The organism is Rhizobium lusitanum (genome assembly GCF_014189535.1).
Taxonomy (GTDB): Bacteria; Pseudomonadota; Alphaproteobacteria; order Rhizobiales; family Rhizobiaceae; genus Rhizobium; species Rhizobium lusitanum_C.
In genome coordinates this window covers 1,017,406-1,036,890 of sequence record NZ_CP050308.1, presented here as the reverse complement: position 1 = coordinate 1,036,890, position 19,485 = coordinate 1,017,406, and the positions used below count along the sequence as shown (strand labels likewise).

Genomic DNA, 19,485 nt, shown 5'->3' with positions numbered 1-19,485 from the left:
CAGAAAATTCGAAGACTTATGGCGAGGCTGATCTTGGTCAGCACCCGCCAAAGCCAGTTTTACACAATCAACGACCGGGAGCTCGGAAGCAGCGGCCGCGAGCCTCGTTTGCCTCAGAAATAGCTCTGCAGAGTCCGGACTTCGAGGCTGCCGGCCTTGAGTGCCTTGATCGCCATGGCGGCGGCTTCGGCGCCGGCCATTGTGGTGTAGTAGGGCACCTTCTGCATCAGCGTCGCGCGGCGTAGAGACTTCGAATCAGAGATCGCCTTGTTGCTGTCGGTCGTGTTGATGACGAGCTGGACCTGCCGGTTGCGAATGGCGTCCTCGATATGCGGACGGCCTTCCAGCACCTTGTTGATCTTGGTGGCGGCAATGCCCTGTTCGGCCAGATAACGCTGGGTGCCACCAGTGGCGAGCACCTTGAAGCCCAGTTCGGTCAGCATGCGGATGGCGGGCAGGACGCGCGGCTTGTCGTCGTCGCGGACGGACACGAAGACTGTTCCGTCACGCGGCAGTTCGACTCCGGCGCCGAGCTGTGATTTGGCGAAGGCCAGCGCGAAATCCGTATCCAGACCAATGACTTCGCCAGTCGAGCGCATTTCCGGTCCGAGTAGAATGTCGACGCCGGGGAAACGGGCGAAGGGGAAGACGGCTTCCTTGACGGCGATGTGCTTCAGCTTGCGCGGGTCGGGCTTTCCACCATAGGCGGCAAAGACCGCGTCCAGCTTTTCGCCGGCCATGACGCGGGCGGCGATCTTGGCGATCGGCGCGCCGATGGTCTTGGCGACGAAGGGCACGGTACGCGAGGCGCGCGGGTTGACTTCGAGCACGTAGACGATGCCGTCCTTGATGGCGAACTGCACGTTCATCAGGCCGCCGACATTGAGCGCCTTCGCCATGGCTTTTGCCTGGCGTTCCAGTTCGTCGAGCATGGCAGGCGACAGTGTGCGCGGCGGTAGCGAGCAGGCCGAGTCGCCGGAGTGGATGCCGGCTTCCTCGATGTGCTCCATGATGCCGGCAACGTAGACGTCTGTGCCGTCGGACAAGCAGTCGACGTCGACTTCGATCGCATTGGCGAGGTAGCTGTCGAACAGAAGCGGGTTCTTGCCGAGCAGGGTGTTGATCTGTCCGGTCTTGTCGTTCGGATAGCGCTGCTTGATGTCTTCCGGGACCAGTTCGGGCACGGTGTCGAGCAGGTAGGTCTGCAGCATGCTTTCCGAATGAATGATCTGCATGGCGCGGCCGCCAAGCACGTAGGACGGGCGCACGACCAGCGGGAAGCCGATTTCGGAGGCGACGAGGCGGGCCTGCTCCACCGAATAGGCAATGCCGTTGTTCGGCTGGTTGAGGTCGAGCTTCATCAGAAGCTTCTGGAAACGGTCGCGGTCTTCGGCAAGATCGATCGCGTCAGGTGCCGTGCCGAGGATCGGGATGCCGTTCTTTTCGAGCGCTTCGGCGAGCTTCAGCGGCGTCTGGCCACCGAACTGCACGATGACGCCGACCAGTTCGCCGTTTTCCTGCTCCGCGCGGAGAATTTCGATGACGTCTTCGGCGGTCAGAGGCTCGAAATAGAGCCGGTCGGACGTGTCGTAGTCGGTCGAAACGGTTTCCGGGTTGCAGTTGATCATGATCGCTTCATAGCCGGCATCCTTCAGAGCGAAGGCAGCGTGGCAGCAGCAATAGTCGAACTCGATGCCTTGGCCGATACGGTTCGGGCCGCCGCCGAGGATGACGACCTTCTTGCGGTCCGAGACCTGCGCTTCCGAGCGGGCGGCGCCGACGAAGGGCGTCTCATAGGTCGAATACATATAGGCGGTCGGCGAGGCGAATTCGGCCGCGCAAGTGTCGATGCGCTTGAAGACCGGGCGAACGTTCAGGCTGTTGCGCAGTTCGGCCACTTCCTTCGGGCGCTTGTTCGTCAGTGTCGCCAAACGGGCGTCGGAGAAACCCATCGCCTTCAGCATGCGCAGGTTGGTCGCGTCTTCCGGTAGGCCTTGTTCGCGGATGCGGGCCTCCATGTCGACGATGCTCTTCAGCTGTGCGATGAACCAAGGGTCGATCTTGCAGCCTTCGTGCACCTCTTCCGGGCTGAGGCCGACGCGCAGCGCCTGGGCGACCATGCGCAGACGGTCGGGCGTCGGCGTGCCGATCGCGGCGCGGATGGCGTTGCGGCTGCCTTCGCCTTCTTCGGTGCCGGGAATTTCGATTTCATCGAGGCCGGTGAGGCCGGTTTCGAGGCCACGGAGCGCCTTCTGCAGCGATTCCGCAAAGGTACGGCCGATCGCCATGACTTCGCCGACCGACTTCATCGCGGTGGTCAGGACAGGCGAGGCGCCGGGGAATTTCTCGAAGGCGAACCGCGGGATCTTGGTGACGACGTAGTCGATCGACGGTTCGAACGAGGCGGGTGTCGCGCCGCCGGTAATGTCGTTTTCCAGCTCGTCCAGCGTATAGCCGATGGCAAGCTTGGCGGCGATCTTGGCGATCGGGAAGCCCGTGGCCTTCGATGCAAGTGCGGAGGAGCGCGACACGCGCGGGTTCATTTCGATGACGACCAGGCGGCCGTCCTCCGGGTTGACGGCGAACTGCACGTTCGAGCCGCCGGTCTCGACGCCGATCTCGCGCAGAACCGCGATCGAGGCGTTACGCATGATCTGATATTCTTTGTCGGTCAGCGTCAGCGCCGGCGCAACGGTGATCGAATCGCCGGTATGGACGCCCATGGGGTCGATGTTTTCGATCGAGCAGATGATGATGCAGTTGTCCGCTGTGTCGCGGACCACTTCCATCTCATATTCCTTCCAGCCGAGCACCGATTCCTCGACCAGCACTTCCGTGGTTGGCGAAGCATCGAGGCCGCCGCCGACGATTTCGAAGAATTCGGAGCGGTTATAGGCGATGCCGCCGCCGGTGCCGCCGAGGGTAAAGGAGGGGCGGATGATGGCGGGCAGGCCAACATGGTCGATCGCCTGGGCGGCGATTGCCATGGCATGGCTCATGTAACGCTGCTTGCGGTCGCTTTCACCGAGGTTCCACTGGTTCTCAAGCTCGTCGAGCGCCTTGTCGAGTGCTGCGCCGGAAAGAGAGGCCTTCAGCTTGCTGCGCTCGGCCTCATGCGTCTTGCGGTCGGCGTCCTTGATATCGGTGGCGTTCGCCAGCATCGAGCGCGGTGTTTCGAGGCCGATGCGAGCCATGGCTTCGCGGAAGAGGGCGCGGTCTTCGGCCATGTCGATGGCGGCCGGCTTGGCGCCGATCATCTCGACATTGTAGCGGTCGAGTACGCCCATGCGCTTCAGCGAGAGCGCGGTGTTCAGCGCCGTCTGGCCGCCCATCGTCGGCAGCAGCGCATCGGGGCGCTCCTTGGCGATGATCTTGGCGACCACTTCCGGGGTGATCGGCTCGACATAAGTCGCGTCCGCCAGGCCCGGATCGGTCATGATCGTTGCCGGGTTGGAGTTGACGAGGATGACGCGGTAGCCTTCTTCGCGCAGCGCCTTGCAGGCCTGTGTGCCCGAGTAATCGAATTCGCAAGCCTGGCCGATAACAATCGGTCCTGCACCGATAATGAGGATCGATTTGATATCTAGGCGCTTCGGCATGGGCTCTCATCCGTTTTCTTGTTGCGCGAAAAGCCGGCCAGGGTGGGAGATCACCGGCCGGTGCGCATGGTCAAGTCTTTTCAGGCTAGAAGCGGCTTATAGGCAAATGTATCTATAAACGGAACCCCATAAATCGCGGAATCGACAGGAATCGACAGCTCCCGCTGCTTCTATCCAAAGCGTCGTCGTACATCCTCGGCATAGGGGTGGCTTACCGGGATTGCCGGGCCGTCATGCGTCACCACAAAAAAGCTTGCCATTGTCGCCCTTCAGCCTTTTATGAGGTCGCCTTTATCGGTGACGCGCCGCCGTCGTTTGTTATGGTCTATCGATAGCGACCTTCCTCGTTTGGCTCGCCATTTGTGCAAGTAAGGAAGCGCCGACATTTGATTTGATGAAGCTCTCACGGAGAACTGGCGTTGCCTCCCTTCCTCGATATATAAGTGTATTAAACACTATCGATTCAACGTATCGCCCGGAGGTGCACCATGGACTGGAAGGGACGTCGGCAATCGGACAATATCGAGGACGAACGCGGTTCCTCGCCGACAGGAGGCGGGCCTCTCGGTGGCGGCGGGTTCCGCTTTCCCGGTGGCGGCCTAGGGGGCGGCGGCTTGAGCTTCCGCACCATCATCGTCCTGGTGGTGATCTTCCTGATACTGAGAGCCATGGGCGTCGACGTCATCGGGTTGCTGCAGCAGAGCGGCGCCTTGACTGGCGGCTCCAGCTCCCCCGGCTATCAGCAGAGTGACAACAGCGGCGGTACCACCGCGCCGGCCAATGACGAGATGAAGCAGTTTGTGGCTACGGTGCTCGCCGATACCGAAGACACCTGGACCGGCATCTTCAAGTCCATGGGCCAGACCTATACCGATCCGAAGCTGGTGCTGTTTTCAGGCAGTTTCCCTTCGGCTTGCGGCACGGCCTCGGCGGCGACCGGGCCTTTTTATTGCCCGAGCGACCAGAAGGTCTATCTCGACATGGCGTTCTTCCAGCAGATGAAGGATCAGTTCGGCGCCTCCGGCGATTTCGCGCAGGCCTATGTGATTTCGCATGAAGTCGGCCACCATGTTCAGGACCTGCTCGGCATCCTGCCGAAGTTCAATCAGGCTCGCCAGACCATGAGCGAGGTGGACGCCAACAAGATGTCTGTGCGCATCGAACTGCAAGCCGATTGCTTTGCCGGTATCTGGGGCAAGTTCACGCAGCAGAAGGGCATTCTGCAGCAAGGCGACCTCGAAGAGGCGCTGAATGCCGCGCAACAGATCGGCGACGATACGCTGCAGAAGCGCAGCCAGGGCTATGTCGTTCCCGACAGCTTCAACCACGGCACTTCGGCGCAGCGTATGAAATGGTTCAAGCAGGGCTTCGATTCCGGCAAGCTCAGCGATTGCGACACCCTGAACAACCCGGTTTGAGATCTCAACCCGTTCTTCCCGCTCCTCAATCTATCGAAGGGGCGGGGAGATGACGATCGGCCGCATCGTTTGTGCCTCGCTTCAACCCTCTTGCAGTGCTTGGAGCCGGGTCGATTTTCCGACGCTAGAGTGAAGGCGGACGCCTGGGGCGGCCGGCATCCAAAGAGCGAAAGATCAAAAAAATCGGTCGATAAATCAGAAAGATTGAAGCGTTCACGGATTGTTTCGGGTGAAATCTTTAGGTATTGGGGACGCACCGGTTTTTCGTTCACGTTCTGTCTCTTCATGAAGATAGGGCCACCAAAAGGCAAACTCCATGATCGACCAGAAATTCGCACGCCGCGGCTTGTTGCTCGTCTTTATTATTCTCTTCCTTGATGTCATGGGCCTCGCCATCATCATGCCGGTGTTGCCGCAATATCTGGAAGAGCTGACGGGCGCTTCGGTCAGCGAGGCGGCCACCGATGGCGGTTGGCTGCTGCTTGCTTATGCCGCGATGCAGTTTCTGTTTTCGCCGCTGGTCGGTAATTTGAGCGATCGCTTCGGCCGCCGCCCGATCCTGCTTGCCTCCGTGCTGACCTTTGCGATCGACAATTTCATCTGCGCCATCGCCGGAACCTATTGGATATTGTTCGCCGGCCGCATCCTGGCCGGTATCAGCGGTGCAAGTTTCTCGACATGTTCCGCCTATATCGCCGACATCAGCAATGACCAGAACCGGGCGAAGAATTTCGGCCTGATCGGCATGGCCTTTGGCGTCGGTTTCGTGCTCGGGCCGGTCATTGGCGGCTTCCTCGGTGAATTCGGTCCGCGCGCACCTTTTTATGGCGCGGCCGTGCTGGCACTGCTGAATTTTATTGGCGCCTATTTCCTGCTGCCGGAAACACTTGAGGCGAAGAACCGTCGCCGTTTCGAGCTCTGGCGCGCCAGTCCGTTCGGTGCTCTGCGGCAGGTGCGTCGCTATCAGGGGCTCGGCTGGATCTTCGTCGTGATGTTCTTCAACTGGCTGGCGCATGGCGTCTTTCCGGCTGTCTGGTCCTTTGTCTCTTCCTATCGCTATGACTGGACGTCGTTGGAGATCGGCATTTCGCTCGGCACCTACGGCATTGGCATGGCGCTGGTTATGGGGCTGGTCCTGCCTCGCATTGTGCCGGTGCTCGGCGAATGGAAAACCGTGGTGTTGGGACTTGCCTTTTCCGGCATCGGCTTGGTGGGTTATGCCTTCGCCTGGCATGGCTGGATGGTCTATGCGGTTATCATCCTGACGGTGATCGAAAACGTTGCGGATGCGCCGTTACGCTCTATCGCCGCAAGCAAGGTGTCGCCGTCGGCGCAGGGGGAGTTGCAAGGCGCTCTCGGCAGCCTTACCAGCATCACGGCGATCATCGGACCACTGCTGTTTCCCTATCTGTTTCGCTTTTTCACCGCGCCGGAAGCACCCGTCACTTTTGCCGGTGCCCCCTTCATCATGTCGGCGATCCTGATCCTGACCGCGGTGATCATCTTCGTCGTCAAGGTGCGCAAGGATGAGCCGAAAGCCGTGGTGGAATCGGCGGCTCAAGAGGTGGCCTAAATAATCATCAGATATTTTGATGATCTGATGAATTCTTTAGCATCTTAGCTTTGCCAACTGGCTTTTTTGTTGAAGTTGCGCTAAGGCGGCAGGCTCGCGCATCCTTGGGTAGGAGCGATTTGCGCGTCTCTTAAAATCGAGTTTTCAAGATGGATATGCCGGCAACTGCGCGCCCGTTCGCGCACGACAATGACAATTCGTGGTCAGCGCATGTCCGCGCCACCCTGGCGCTTGGCATCCCGCTGATCGGTGCCCAGCTGGCGCAGCTCGGTATCAACACCACGGATGTGATGATCGTCGGTCGTCTCGGCGCCGAGCAGTTGGCCGCCATGGTTCTGGCTGCGCAATTCCTGTTCACCATCCAGATTTTCGGTTCCGGTTTTTCCATCGCCGTCGTGCCGCTTGTGGCGCAGGCCTATGGTCAAGGCGATGTCATCTCGGTGCGCCGGGCGCTGCGCATGGGCATCTGGGTCGTCACTGCCTTTTGGCTATTGACGCAGCCGGCCTTCTTTTATTCCGAGCAGATCCTGTTGGCTGCCGGACAGAAGCCCGATGTGGCAAGGCTTGCCAGCGAATATATCGCCATTGGTCATTACGCCGTGTTGCCGGGGCTACTTTATAACGTCATACGCGCGCTGGTGAGCGCGATCGGCATGGCCCGCGTCATTCTCTATGTCACCATCGCCATGCTGGTGATGAACGCGATACTTGCCTACGGACTGGTGCTTGGCCACTTCGGCATGCCGGCGCTCGGGCTGCACGGCGCTGCCATCGTTTCGGTGGCGGTGCAGACGGCAGGCTTCCTGTTCATCGTCGCCTTCGTTCAGAGCCGCGAAAAGACGCGCCGTTATGAAATTTTCGTTCGCCTTTGGCGGCCCGACTGGCATGCATTGTGGGACGTGGTTCGTCTCGGTTTTCCGATCAGCATCACGGTTCTGGCCGAGGTCAGCCTGTTCACGGTGGCGTCGCTCTTGATGGGGCAGATCGGCACGATCGAGCTCGCTGCTCACGGCATCGCGCTGCAATGGGCCTCGATCGCCTTCATGATCCCGCTCGGCCTCAGTCAGGCGGCGACCGTTCGGGTCGGCGTCGCGCATGGGCAGGGGGATTACGTTGGTCTGACGCGCGCGGCGATCGTCGTGCTCATCGTTTCGAGCTGCATCTCGCTGTTGGGCAGTGTCCTGTTTGCCACCATGCCAACGTGGTTCGGAAGCTGGTTTCTCGACGTGACCTCGGCCGAGGCACCGCAGGTGCTTGCCTATGCGGCGCCGCTGATCGTCGTTGCGGGCCTGTTCCAGCTGGTCGATGGTTTGCAGGCAATTGCCAGCGGTCTGTTGCGGGGCCTGAAGGATGCGCGCGTTCCGATGATCCTGGCGCTGATCGCCTATTGGCCGATCGGCTTCTTCCTGGCCTGGCTGCTTGCCTTCCCTCTCGGCTTCGGTGGCGTCGGCATCTGGCTCGGCTTCCTCCTGGGACTGGCCTCGGCCTCGGTGATGCTTTGCGTGCGGTTTTACATTCTGGTGCGCTCGGAGAAAACGGCCGGCTAGTGCCGGTCTTTTTTGCGTTTTGGCGAGAAGACTGCTGACAGATATTGGCAGCATGTTCCCGTATATTGGCGTCATACCAATTTGATGGGAGACGACCATGACATACAATGCAAGCGATCGTAGTCAGGCCACGCTTTTCTCGCAGGATGGACATGTCAACCATGACGCCGTCGTGCACATGCTGCCGCGTTCCGATGCGTCGGTTCGGCGCGAGCGGCCGGCGGTAAAGTCGTATTGGTTGGCTGTTGCCTGTGCCGCGCACGTCCGGCATGGGCGGGCACAAGGCTTCATGCAGGTCAATCACGGCAAGCAGGGGCCGCTGAAGCGCATCAAGCCGGGCGACGGCGTGGTCTATTATTCCCCCTCGGTGGCCATGGGCGACAAGGACGGATTTAAGAGCTTCACGGCGATCGGATATGTCCGCGATGGCGAGCCCTATCAGGGCGAGATGGCATGCGGCAAGGCGTTTCGCCGGGATGTCGATTGGCTTGATGTGCCCGAACAACCGATCCGCCCTCTGCTGGACTGGCTCGATTTTACCCAGGACAAGAACTGGGGTTACAAACTGAGATTTGGCCTGGTTCCGTTCAGTGAATCCGATTTCGAGTTCCTGCAGGAAATCCTCACGAGCGAACTGGAAGAGGTCAGGCGCCGCCGCTTGCAGGCCTGATCAAAGCGGTATCGTGCATTCTTAAAGACGAAAGCCCCAGATTGATGATCAATCCGGGGCTTTTGTTTTACACGATGGTGATGGCGGCGCTGCTTATGCGCGCTCGGCCAAAGCCGGCTCGCCCTTCTTCTCGCGCACCAGATTGACGAAGCGGCGGAAGAGGTAGTGGCTGTCCTGCGGGCCCGGAGAGGCTTCCGGGTGGTGCTGTACCGAGAAGACCGGCTTGCCGGAAAGGCGCAGGCCGCAATTGGTGCCGTCGAAGAGCGAAACGTGAGTCTCTTCAACGCCTTCCGGCAGCGTGCTCGCGTCGACCGCGAAGCCGTGGTTCATCGAGACGATCTCGACCTTGCCCGTCGTGTGATCCTTGACCGGATGGTTGGCGCCATGATGACCCTGATGCATTTTTGCGGTCTTGGCACCGAGTGCGAGACCGAGCATCTGGTGGCCAAGGCAGATGCCGAACAACGGGATTTCCGTCTTCAGCAGATCCTTGATGACGGGCACGGCGTATTGGCCGGTCGCGGCCGGATCGCCGGGGCCGTTCGACAGGAAGATGCCGTCCGGCTTCAGCGCCAGCACATCATCGGTGGATGCGGTTGCCGGCAGCACGGTGACCTTGCAGTCGAGGCCGGCAAAGAGGCGCAGGATATTGCGCTTCACACCGTAGTCGAGACAGACGACGTGATACTTGGCATCGCTGGCCTTCAGCTCGCCGTAGCCTTCGTTCCAGATCCAGGGTGTCTGCGACCATTGCGACGACTGGCCGGAGGTGGCGACCTTGGCGAGGTCGAGGCCTTCGAGGCCGCTCCAGGCCTTGGCGTCCGCCTTCAGCTGGTCGATATCGAAGACGCCGTTCGGGTCGTGGGCGATGACGCCGTTGGGCATGCCGTTTTCACGGATCCAGGCGGTCAGTGCGCGGGTGTCGATGCCGTACATGCCGATGATGCCGCGCGCCTTCAGCCATTGGTCGAGATGCTTGGCGGCGCGGTAGTTCGAAGGCTCGGTGACATCGGCCTTGAAGATCACGCCGACGGCGCCGTGCCGGGCGGCGGGCGTCAGGTCTTCGACGTCTTCTTCATTGGTGCCGACGTTGCCGATGTGGGGGAAGGTGAAAGTAACGATCTGGCCGAGATAGGAGGGGTCGGTCAGGATCTCCTCGTAACCTGTCAGCGCCGTGTTGAAGCAGACTTCGGCCTGGACCTTGCCGGTCGCGCCGATGCCCTTGCCTTCGATCACGGTGCCGTCTGCGAGAACGAGCAGGGCACTCGGCTTTTCAATTGTCCATGGAGCTGTGGCGGTCATTGTCATCCCGTTTCCGGCGTCATGCGCGGCCTTGAAAAGGCCGGGGGCTTCCGCCATGTTTGTCGCAGATTGCAGCCAGCGACATGCGTCGCGGCTTGAGACCTTAATATCGATCTAATGTGCAGGTGTTGGACATAGCCAAACAAGGCGTTCCGGTCAATGCGCCGTTTTCGTTTCCCGCCAAGGAATTCGCCGAGTTTCGGCCGCAGGCACGCAATTGCATTGATCGCTGCTCATGGTCTATGAGACTGGCAACATGAAATGAGAGGCTGGGCGATCGTCGCCGGCCTGCTTAGGGAGTTAAAGACATGATCCGCGAAACGCTTTCCAACGCCCAGAAAGATGCCATGAGGGCCAAGGATGCGGCTAGGCTTTCGACCGTGCGCCTGATCCTGGCCGGTATCAAGGACAAGGACATTGCCAATCGTGGTCTGGGCAAAGAACAGGCAAGCGACGACGAAATCCTGCAGCTGCTCGCCAAGATGATCAAGCAGCGCGATGAGTCGGTGAAGATGTATACCGATGGCGACCGTCCGGAGTTGGCTCAGAAGGAACGTGAGGAAATCACGGTGATCCAGGGCTTCATGCCGGAACAGCTCTCCGAGGATAAGGTTCGCGAGATCTGCGTCACCGTCATCGCGGAACTCGGCGCCCAGGGCCTGAAGGACATGGGCAAGTGCGTCGCGGCGCTGCGCGAGCGCTATGCCGGACAGATGGACTTCGCCAAGGCTTCGGCGATCCTGAAAGAACTGCTGAAGTAAGCCGTTCGATTCTCGATATTTTATTCTGCAATAGGCCCAAAATAGAGAAGGCAGGAGCTGGGGGAGCTCCTGCCTTCTTGCGCTTTGCAGCCGTTTGATAACGCAGGGTGGGGCCCAAAAATCAAACGTCTATTGCAAAGGCACCCAGGTGAGGCGGCGCCGGGGGTAGGGATGGTGCCTCACCTGGGGATAGGTAAAATCTTATCTGGTGATCCTGACCTGTTGCGGCAATTCCATGCCTTGCGATTCCAGCCAGGATATTTGAACTTTCACACCGGCCTTTAGAGCCGGAACTTTAATATCGACCGGAAGCTGGTAGCCAGCGCCGGTATAGAGCACGTTTGTGGCTGCCACAGGTGCTGCGCCATCCGTCATCGTTGCCGAGCTATAGTTAGCTGTGGCGAAGAGAGCGGCGGCGGCAAAGGGTACCAGCAGAACGCGCATTTTATCTCCTAAACTGAAAACCTGTACCTTTGGCTTCCTGTTCGTCGGGGCGTCTAGGCATGTCGCGTCGCGAACCATTTTTAGTTCGCCGGCTTGTCTCGTCCCTTGAGATGAAAGCTATTGCGCTGCACGCGAACAATCAAATTACAAAAAAATAATGTTTGGCTTACGAACTGTGCCGCAAATGTGCCACCAACAGGGAAGATCGCGCGCGCCCCGATCTTCGGCCAATGGTTGCGGCGGGTGTTGCCGCACTCTCTTCTCCCCAGCCGTAGTTGTAGGCAAGCAGTTGCTTTCCATCACTTTTCTTACACGGAGGAGCTGTATTTTCGGTGCGTACAAAGGTCGCTCGGAGTCGCTGTGGCTTCCGTCATCAGCGATGTCAAAATCGCTTTTCAGGCGGATGTGAGGACATTAACAACGCCGATGCAATCACGGTCTTGTGATCGAAGTGATGGAGTTTCGGCCCATGCCCGATGGGCTGTGAATAGCGGGCGTGGTGAAGGGTTCCTCGTGGCAATGCGCGCTGTTCCTGCTTATAAGGGGGCAAGCCAGAGGTAATTATGCGATTTTCCAATACGTTTCTCGACGAGATTCGCGACCGCGTTCCCATTTCGGACGTGATCGGCCGCCGTGTGACGTGGGATCGGCGCAAGACAAATGTGCCGCGGGCCGATTATTGGGCCTGCTGCCCGTTCCACGGTGAAAAATCGCCAAGCTTCCACTGCGAGGACCGCAAGGGCCGTTATCATTGCTTCGGCTGCGGCGTCACCGGCGATCATTTCCGCTTCCTGACCGACCTCGAAGGACTGAGCTTTCCTGAAGCCGTGCAGCAGATTGCCGATATGGCCGGCGTTCCCATGCCGATCGCCGATCCGATGGAGGCGAAGCGCGAAAAGGAACGCACTTCGCTGCTCGACGTCATGGAGATGGCGACACAGTTCTTTCAGGATCAGCTACAGACGGCAAACGGGGCGAGGGCGCGCGCCTATCTGCGTGATCGCGGACTGACCGGCCGCACCATCGACACCTTTCGTCTGGGTTACTCGCCGGAGAGCCGCAATGCGCTGAAGGAATTTCTGGCCGGCAAGGATGTTGGCAAAGAACAGATCGAAGCCTGCGGTCTCGTGGTGCATGGTCCGGATATTCCTGTCTCCTACGATCGCTTCCGCGACCGCATCATGTTTCCGATTCTGTCTTCCCGCGAAAAGGTGATTGCCTTCGGCGGCCGGGCGATGTCCGCGGACGCGCCGGCGAAGTATCTCAATTCCAACGAGACCGAGCTCTTTCACAAGGGCAATGTGCTCTATAATTTCACCCGTGCGCGGCGTGCCTCACAGGGCAGCGATGGCAGCGGGACGATCATCGCCGTCGAAGGCTATATGGACGTCATCGCGCTGCATCAGGCCGGCGTCGAGAATGCCGTCGCACCGCTCGGCACGGCGCTGACGGAGAACCAGCTTGATCTTCTGTGGAAGATGACGCCGCAGCCTGTGCTCTGCTTCGATGGTGACGGCGCCGGCATTCGTGCCGCCAATCGTGCTGCCGATCTGGCGCTGCCGCATATCAAGCCCGGCCGCACGGTTCGTTTCGCGCTGTTGCCCGACGGCAAGGATCCGGACGATCTCGTCCGCCACGATGGCCGCGCGCCCTTCGACAAGGTGTTGGCGCAGGCAAAGCCGTTGGCGGAGATGATCTGGAGCCGCGAAACCAGCAACGGCACTTTCGATACGCCGGAAGCGCGTGCGGAGCTCGAAGCCCGACTGAAGCAGATGATCGCGGTTATCGCTGATGAAAATGTCCGCCGTCACTATCAGCAGGATATTCGCGACCGATTGAACGGCCTGTTCCAGCCGCAGTTCCGGCGCAACGACAATCAACAGGGGCGCGGCTTTTCCCGCGACGGCAACGGTCGTTCCTTCGGCGGCCGTAGTGGACAGGGCGGCAATCGGCCGGTGGCGGTCAGCACGAAGGCGACGGATCGTTTGACACGTTCGGGCATGATCAAGGGTCATCTGGACGTTCCGGGCCTGCGCGAAAGCGTGCTGGCGGTGACAATCGTCAATCATCCGCTGCTGTTGCAAGACGAATATGATGAGATCGCCGCGATCGACTACGAGAGCCGCGAATTGCAGCGCCTATGGTCTGCCATGCTCGGAGCGGCGGCAACCATATCGGCTCAGCAGCTTAGCCGAGAGCGATTGATCGAACAGCTGGAAGAGCAGGGTTTCGCCGCATTGCTGAAGACGCTCGACCAGCAGGTGCGCAATGCCCGCCTGTGGACGGCGACCGAGGAAGCGGCGATGGAGGATGCGCGCGAGGGCTATCGCCAGGCGCTTGCGCTCCACAAGCGCTCGAAGGCGCTGCGCTGGCACAAGATCGAGCTGGAGCGCGCCGTTGCCGAGGCGACGGAAGAGGGTGACGGCGAACTCATCGAACAGTTGATGCGCGCTTTGCAGGAAGTGCAGCTCGAAGCCTTGCGGCTGGAAAACCAGGAAGCGATCATTGACGGCTTCGGGGTGCTTTCCGGCCGTATCAAAGGACCCGCAGGGAAGTAGGGGATAGATGTCACAGCCGGATAGACAGGAACCGCGGTTTTCCGCCGACGATGCGCTATTTGCGGAGCGCAGTTCCGGAATGGCGCCGCTCGACATCCTCAAGCGGGTCTACGGCTACCCGGCCTTTCGCGGCAAGCAGCAGCAGGTGGTCGAGCATGTCGTGGCCGGCGGCGACGCGGTGGTGCTGTTTCCGACCGGGGCTGGCAAGTCGCTGTGCTTCCAGATTCCGGCCCTTTGCCGCGATGGCATCGGCATCGTCGTCTCGCCGCTGATCGCCCTGATGCGCGATCAGGTCGAGGCGATGAAGCAGCTTGGTATCCGCGCGGCGGCATTGAATTCATCTTTGTCGCGTGAGGAAGCGAGCGATATCTATCGCGCCGTCTCCAGCGGCACGCTCGATATGCTCTATGTCACGCCCGAGCGCATCCTGACCGATGGATTCCAGCAGATGATCGCCAGGGCGAAGATTGCCCTGTTCGCGATCGATGAGGCGCATTGCGTCTCGCAATGGGGACATGATTTCCGGCCGGAATATCGCGATCTCGGCAAGCTTGCGGAACTCTTTCCCAATGTGCCGCGCATCGCCCTGACGGCAACGGCGGATCCGCATACGCGCGACGATATCATCGAAAGGCTGGGGCTCGACAATGCCCAGGTTTTCACCACCAGCTTCGATCGACCGAACATTGCCTATGAGATTGTCGAGCGTGACCAGCCGCGCCAGCAGTTGTTGCGCTTTCTCGATGGCCATCGTGGCGATAGCGGCATTGTCTATTGCCTGTCGCGGGCCAAGGTCGAAGATACTGCGGAATGGCTGAACGGGCAGGGCGTTCGCGCGCTTGCCTATCATGCCGGCATGGACCGCTCGGTTCGCGATGCCAATCAGGACGCATTTTTGAAGGAAGAAGATCTTTGCCTGGTGGCGACGGTAGCCTTCGGCATGGGTATCGACAAGCCGAATGTGCGCTATGTCGCCCATCTCGATCTGCCTGGCTCCATCGAGGCCTATTATCAGGAGACAGGCCGCGCCGGACGCGACGGGCTGCCGTCCGAGGTCTGGATGGCTTACGGCATGGCCGACGTCATCCAGCGGGGGCGGATGATTGATGAGGGCAACGCGGCGCCGGAGATCAAGCGCGTCGAGCGCGGGAAGCTCAATGCGCTGCTTGCGGTCTGCGAAACGGCTGGCTGCCGGCGACAGGCGATCCTTGGGCATTTCGGCGAGGCGCATGCTGGCGGCTGCGGCAATTGCGATACATGCCTGAAGCCGGTCGAGACCTGGGACGGGACGGAAGCGGCGATCAAGGCGCTGGCCGCCGTCTATCGCACCGGCGAGCGCTTCGGCACCGGCCATGTCATCGATGTGCTGATGGGCACGGTCAACGAAAAGACCGAGCGCTTCGGTCATGTCAACATGCCGGTTTTCGGGGCCGGCAAGGATATTCCCTCCCGCACCTGGCAATCCGTCTTCCGGCAACTGTTGGCAAACGGCTTCATCAGCGTCGACCATACCGCCTTTGGCGCCATGAAGCTGGAGCCGGAGGCAAAGGCCGTGTTCAAGCACGAACGTCAGGTCTTCTTCCGCAAGGACCGGCCGGAATCGGGCCGTCGCACCAAGAAGGGTGCGCGGATGGAAAAACGGGAATCGGGCCTTTCCGGCGAGGCACAGCCTTTGTTCGACGCTCTGAGAGCGGAGCGCACGAAGATCGCCAAGGCGCTCGGAGTGCCGCCCTATGTCGTTTTCCCGGATACGACCTTGATTGCCTTTGCGACGGAACGGCCGACGAGCCGCGACGCTCTGCTTGGGATCTCAGGCGTCGGACAGGCGAAGCTGGAGCGCTACGGGGATGCGTTTTTGAAGGTCATCAAGGATTTTGCCGACCGGTGACGTTTGGGCGCTAGGCCCATTCACATCCTGACGGTCATGCCGCCGTCGACGGTCAGGACATGGCCGTTCACGAAGGAGGCGGCGTCGCTGGCGAGAAACAAGGCGGCGCCTGCGATCTCCTCCGGCCGTCCCCAGCGCTGAACCGGAATGCGCTGGCGCACGAAGGGGATCAGTTCCTCATTTGCTGCCATTGCGGCGTTGGTTTCCGTCGCGAACCAGCCCGGAGCGATAGCATTGCTGGTAATGCCATATGGGCCGAATTCCACGGCCATGCCACGCATCAGGCCGGTCAGCCCCTGCTTGGCTGCGGGGTAGACGCAGTCGCCGGGCATGACGACTTGGCCGCTGATCGAGGTGACCGAGATCAGGCGTCCATGATTGCGTTGTTTCATCAGGCGGGCGGCATCACGGGAGAGCATGATCGAGGCGGCCAGATCCGTGTTGAGCAAAGCGAGGATCGCGTCATCATCGAAATCGGCCAGCGGGCGCCTGTCGCGGGCGCCGACATTGTTGATCAGTATGTCGAGCCGGCCGTGGTTTTTCTCGATATCCGCCATCGCCGCGCGCTGCGCCTCGCGGTCGGCAATGTCGAAGGCGGCGGCTTCGGCCATGCCGCCTGTTGCTTGTATGGCTTCGACGGCGCGGTCTAGCGTCGCGGCCGTGCGCCCATTGACGATGACATACGCTCCCGCATCGGCAAGCGCCTGCGCCATTTCAAACCCGAGGCCGCGTCCGCCACCGGTGACGAGTGCGACCCGGCCCGCGAGGGAGAATCTGTGAACTATGCCCATGGCTCTCCCCTTCTACTGAGATCAACATCGACTTGCGGCAAAATAATGGACTCAGTCAAGTAATTTTTGCAATAGCAATTGACGGGGGAGGCTGAGAACTTGCGTGTTTTTCGTTCGGTTTGACAGATAATATCGAACTTGCCCCCATATCGTGCCAGCGCCACGGCGCTACGCATTTTGCCGCTGCTGGATGCAGCAAGCGGCCGAATCCTGTGTTATTTCTTGGCTAGTTAGGCACTGTGACCAGCATCGGAATGCGACCATGACCCCTACGTTCATATCTCACTTGCGTACGGAACTCGCCGGCTTGAAAGAGGTGGGGCTCTATAAGTCCGAGCGCGTCATCACCTCGAAGCAGGCGGGGGAGATTACGGTCGCCAGCGGCGATCGGGTGTTGAATTTCTGTGCCAACAACTATCTTGGTCTCGCCGACAATGACGAGTTGGCCGAGGCCGCGAAGACGGCGCTCGATCGCTACGGCTACGGGATGGCCTCAGTACGCTTCATTTGCGGCACGCAAGAGGAGCACAAGCAGCTCGAGGCGCGGATATCGTCCTTCCTCGGTATGGAGGATACGATCCTCTACTCCTCTTGCTTCGATGCCAATGGCGGGCTGTTCGAGACACTGCTGTCGGAGGAGGATGCGATCATCTCCGACGCGCTTAACCATGCCTCGATCATCGATGGCGTGCGCCTCTCAAAGGCGAAGCGGTTTCGCTATGCCAACAACGACATGGCGGCATTGGAGGAAGAACTGAAGAAGGCCGAGGGCAGCCGCTTCAAGCTGATTGCCACCGACGGCGTCTTCTCCATGGATGGCATCATCGCCAATCTCGGCGGCGTCTGCGATCTTGCAGAAAAATATGGCGCCATGGTCATGGTCGATGACAGTCACGCGGTCGGTTTTGTCGGCGAGCATGGCCGTGGTTCGCCTGAATACTGCGGCGTTGAGGGCCGGATTGACATCATCACCGGTACGCTCGGCAAGGCGCTAGGCGGCGCATCGGGCGGCTATACCTCGGCGAAGGCCGAGATCGTCGAGTGGCTGCGGCAGCGTTCGCGCCCCTACCTCTTCTCCAATACGCTGGCGCCAGTCATCGCGGCTGCCTCGCTGAAGGTCTTCGACCTCATCGATAATGGTGACGCACTGCGCGATCGTCTCCGCGGCAATGCCGAGTTTTTCCGCAGCGAAATGACCAAGCTTGGCTTTACGCTGGCTGGCGCCGATCATCCGATCATTCCCGTCATGCTCGGCGACGCGAAAGTGGCGCAGGAGATGGCGGCGCTGATGCTGAAAAAGGGTGTCTACGTGGTCGGCTTTTCCTTCCCCGTCGTGCCGAAGGGGCAGGCGCGTATCCGCACGCAGATGTCGGCTGCACATTCGAAGGCCGACGTGGAGCGCGCTATTGCTGCTTTCGCCGAGGCGGGACGGGAACTCGGAATCATTTGAATCGGATGGAGACGACAGATCATGTCGAACATGATGAAGGCGCTGGTCAAATCGAAGCCTGAAGTCGGACTATGGATGGAGCATGTTCCTGTTCCCGAGGTCGGGCCGAACGATGTGTTGATCCGGGTCAGGAAGTCGGCGATCTGCGGCACGGATGTGCATATCTGGAACTGGGATCAATGGGCGCAGAAGACCATTCCGGTGCCGATGGTCGTCGGTCATGAATTTTGCGGCGAGATTGCTGAGGTCGGCTCGGCGGTGACGAAATATCATGTCGGAGAGCGTGTCTCCGGCGAGGGGCATATCGTCTGCGGCAAATGCCGCAATTGCCGGGCGGGCAGGGGGCATCTCTGCCGCAACACGCTCGGCGTCGGCGTCAACCGCCCAGGCTCCTTTGGCGAATTCGTCTGTATTCCGGAATCCAACGTCGTGCCGATCCCCGACGATATTCCGGATGAAGTGGCCGCGATCTTCGATCCCTTCGGCAACGCCGTGCATACGGCACTGTCCTTCGATCTGGTCGGCGAGGACGTGCTGGTCACCGGTGCCGGGCCGATCGGCATCATGGGCGCCATGGTCGCCAAGCGGTCCGGCGCGCGCAAGGTTGTTATCACCGATATCAATCCGAACCGATTGGCGCTCGCCAGTAAGGTCGGCATCGACCATGTCGTCGATGCCTCGAAGGAAAATCTTGCCGATGTGATGAAGTCCATCGGCATGACCGAGGGTTTCGACGTCGGTCTGGAAATGTCGGGTGCTGCTCCCGCCTTCCGCGACATGATCGACAAGATGAACAATGGCGGCAAGATTGCCATTCTTGGCATCGCGCCGGCCGGCTTCGAGATCGACTGGAATAAGGTGATCTTCAAGATGCTGAACCTGAAGGGCATCTACGGCCGTGAGATGTTCGAGACCTGGTACAAGATGATCGCCTTCGTTCAGGGCGGGCTCGACGTCTCGCAGGTCATCACTCATCGTATCGGCATCGATGATTTCCGCGAAGGGTTCGAAGCGATGCGTTCCGGCAACTCCGGCAAGGTGGTAATGGACTGGATTTGAGCTTATTTGTGGCTTGATGGCATCAGTATAGTCCGCAAACAACGGAAATGCTGACGTTTGACAAGGCTGCTCTTGTCATCGTGCGGGGACTTCCTAAATACGGGAAACTATTGTTTCCGGCGTGCGGAGCCTGTGGATAAGGCTTTTTCACGATTTTAACAGGCTTTTTTGCTGGAAAAGCTTGACGTAGGCAAAAATTGTAGGAATCACCGTTTGTCTTCAGAAAAACGGTAAACTGGATCAGGCGGATCATCATGCACCATGGCCGGAAATCCAAACGCAATCCAGCTTTGCTGTCCGGTGCCGGCGATCGTGGTTAATCAGGCATTAAAGGTCAATCCGTTAGGTCTTCGTCTGTGATTCGGGGCTGGTGCGAGGCGCGCCGGGCCAGAGCGGTTATTCACCGCGTATAAGTTTTAAGCGTC

General features: G+C 59.9%; 13 protein-coding genes. 9 read left to right on the top strand and 4 right to left on the bottom strand.

Features of this window, described 5'->3' with window-relative positions:
• Positions 1-113 precede the first annotated feature (113 nt).
• A complete protein-coding gene (gene carB / locus HB780_RS18770) occupies positions 114-3,599 on the bottom strand; it encodes a carbamoyl-phosphate synthase large subunit (protein ID WP_183694881.1) in 3,486 nt (1,161 codons plus the stop codon).
• 488 nt (positions 3,600-4,087) lie between these two features.
• On the opposite strand from carB, the gene ypfJ reads away from it, so the two are divergent.
• From ypfJ to HB780_RS18750, 4 genes are all read left to right on the top strand, one after another.
• Complete coding sequence (gene ypfJ, locus HB780_RS18765; RefSeq protein WP_183694878.1) at positions 4,088-5,017, top strand: KPN_02809 family neutral zinc metallopeptidase; 930 nt, start codon at positions 4,088-4,090, stop codon at positions 5,015-5,017.
• A gap of 316 nt (positions 5,018-5,333) precedes the next feature.
• A complete protein-coding gene (locus tag HB780_RS18760; RefSeq protein WP_183694876.1) occupies positions 5,334-6,590 on the top strand; it encodes a TCR/Tet family MFS transporter in 1,257 nt (418 codons plus the stop codon).
• A 149-nt stretch (positions 6,591-6,739) separates the two neighbouring features.
• Complete coding sequence (locus HB780_RS18755; RefSeq protein WP_183694873.1) at positions 6,740-8,137, top strand: MATE family efflux transporter; 1,398 nt, start codon at positions 6,740-6,742, stop codon at positions 8,135-8,137.
• A 97-nt stretch (positions 8,138-8,234) separates the two neighbouring features.
• Positions 8,235-8,807, top strand: coding sequence for an EVE domain-containing protein (locus HB780_RS18750; RefSeq protein ID WP_183694870.1), 573 nt, complete (start codon positions 8,235-8,237; stop codon positions 8,805-8,807).
• 93 nt (positions 8,808-8,900) lie between these two features.
• Here the strand turns inward: HB780_RS18750 and carA are convergent, their stop codons facing one another.
• Complete coding sequence (carA, locus tag HB780_RS18745; RefSeq protein WP_183694866.1) at positions 8,901-10,109, bottom strand: glutamine-hydrolyzing carbamoyl-phosphate synthase small subunit; 1,209 nt, start codon at positions 10,107-10,109, stop codon at positions 8,901-8,903.
• Between the two features lie 308 nt (positions 10,110-10,417).
• Between carA and HB780_RS18740 the strand changes: the two genes are divergently transcribed.
• The gene (locus HB780_RS18740; protein ID WP_183694864.1) at positions 10,418-10,870 is read left to right on the top strand and encodes a GatB/YqeY domain-containing protein; all 453 of its coding nucleotides are present in this window, start codon (positions 10,418-10,420) and stop codon (positions 10,868-10,870) included.
• Positions 10,871-11,071: 201 nt separating this feature from the next.
• Here HB780_RS18740 and HB780_RS18735 read toward each other — a convergent pair whose 3' ends face one another.
• Positions 11,072-11,314: a hypothetical protein gene (locus tag HB780_RS18735; RefSeq protein ID WP_183694861.1), complete on the bottom strand. Its 243-nt coding sequence runs from the start codon at positions 11,312-11,314 to the stop codon at positions 11,072-11,074.
• A 563-nt stretch (positions 11,315-11,877) separates the two neighbouring features.
• Here HB780_RS18735 and dnaG point away from each other — a divergent pair.
• Both dnaG and recQ read left to right on the top strand, forming a co-directional pair.
• Positions 11,878-13,872, top strand: a complete 1,995-nt coding sequence (gene dnaG / locus HB780_RS18730) for a DNA primase (protein WP_183694858.1) — start codon at positions 11,878-11,880, stop codon at positions 13,870-13,872.
• 7 nt (positions 13,873-13,879) lie between these two features.
• Positions 13,880-15,760, top strand: coding sequence for a DNA helicase RecQ (gene recQ / locus HB780_RS18725; protein WP_183694855.1), 1,881 nt, complete (start codon positions 13,880-13,882; stop codon positions 15,758-15,760).
• Between the two features lie 20 nt (positions 15,761-15,780).
• Here recQ and HB780_RS18720 read toward each other — a convergent pair whose 3' ends face one another.
• Positions 15,781-16,551 carry an SDR family oxidoreductase gene (locus HB780_RS18720; protein WP_183694852.1) on the bottom strand — a complete coding sequence of 257 codons (771 nt, stop codon included), beginning with the start codon at positions 16,549-16,551 and terminating at the stop codon, positions 15,781-15,783.
• Between the two features lie 262 nt (positions 16,552-16,813).
• Between HB780_RS18720 and HB780_RS18715 the strand changes: the two genes are divergently transcribed.
• Together HB780_RS18715 and tdh are read left to right on the top strand one after the other, a co-directional pair.
• Entirely contained in the window at positions 16,814-18,001 is a 1,188-nt protein-coding gene (locus HB780_RS18715; protein WP_183694849.1) for a glycine C-acetyltransferase, read from the top strand.
• A 21-nt stretch (positions 18,002-18,022) separates the two neighbouring features.
• The gene (gene tdh, locus HB780_RS18710) at positions 18,023-19,060 is read left to right on the top strand and encodes an L-threonine 3-dehydrogenase (RefSeq protein ID WP_183694848.1); all 1,038 of its coding nucleotides are present in this window, start codon (positions 18,023-18,025) and stop codon (positions 19,058-19,060) included.
• The last annotated feature ends 425 nt before the right edge of the window (positions 19,061-19,485 follow it).

Bases quoted from the DNA above. Each gene is read 5' to 3' on its own strand.
- tdh (WP_183694848.1), top strand. From the start codon at position 18,023: ATGTCGAACATGATGAAGGCGCTGGTCAAATCGAAGCCTGAAGTCGGA.
- HB780_RS18735 (WP_183694861.1), bottom strand. From the start codon at position 11,314: ATGCGCGTTCTGCTGGTACCCTTTGCCGCCGCCGCTCTCTTCGCCACA.
- carB (WP_183694881.1), bottom strand. From the start codon at position 3,599: ATGCCGAAGCGCCTAGATATCAAATCGATCCTCATTATCGGTGCAGGA.
- HB780_RS18750 (WP_183694870.1), top strand. From the start codon at position 8,235: ATGACATACAATGCAAGCGATCGTAGTCAGGCCACGCTTTTCTCGCAG.
- HB780_RS18755 (WP_183694873.1), top strand. From the start codon at position 6,740: ATGGATATGCCGGCAACTGCGCGCCCGTTCGCGCACGACAATGACAAT.
- carA (WP_183694866.1), bottom strand. From the start codon at position 10,109: ATGACCGCCACAGCTCCATGGACAATTGAAAAGCCGAGTGCCCTGCTC.
- ypfJ (WP_183694878.1), top strand. From the start codon at position 4,088: ATGGACTGGAAGGGACGTCGGCAATCGGACAATATCGAGGACGAACGC.
- recQ (WP_183694855.1), top strand. From the start codon at position 13,880: ATGTCACAGCCGGATAGACAGGAACCGCGGTTTTCCGCCGACGATGCG.
- HB780_RS18760 (WP_183694876.1), top strand. From the start codon at position 5,334: ATGATCGACCAGAAATTCGCACGCCGCGGCTTGTTGCTCGTCTTTATT.
- HB780_RS18720 (WP_183694852.1), bottom strand. From the start codon at position 16,551: ATGGGCATAGTTCACAGATTCTCCCTCGCGGGCCGGGTCGCACTCGTC.
- dnaG (WP_183694858.1), top strand. From the start codon at position 11,878: ATGCGATTTTCCAATACGTTTCTCGACGAGATTCGCGACCGCGTTCCC.
- HB780_RS18740 (WP_183694864.1), top strand. From the start codon at position 10,418: ATGATCCGCGAAACGCTTTCCAACGCCCAGAAAGATGCCATGAGGGCC.
- HB780_RS18715 (WP_183694849.1), top strand. From the start codon at position 16,814: ATGACCCCTACGTTCATATCTCACTTGCGTACGGAACTCGCCGGCTTG.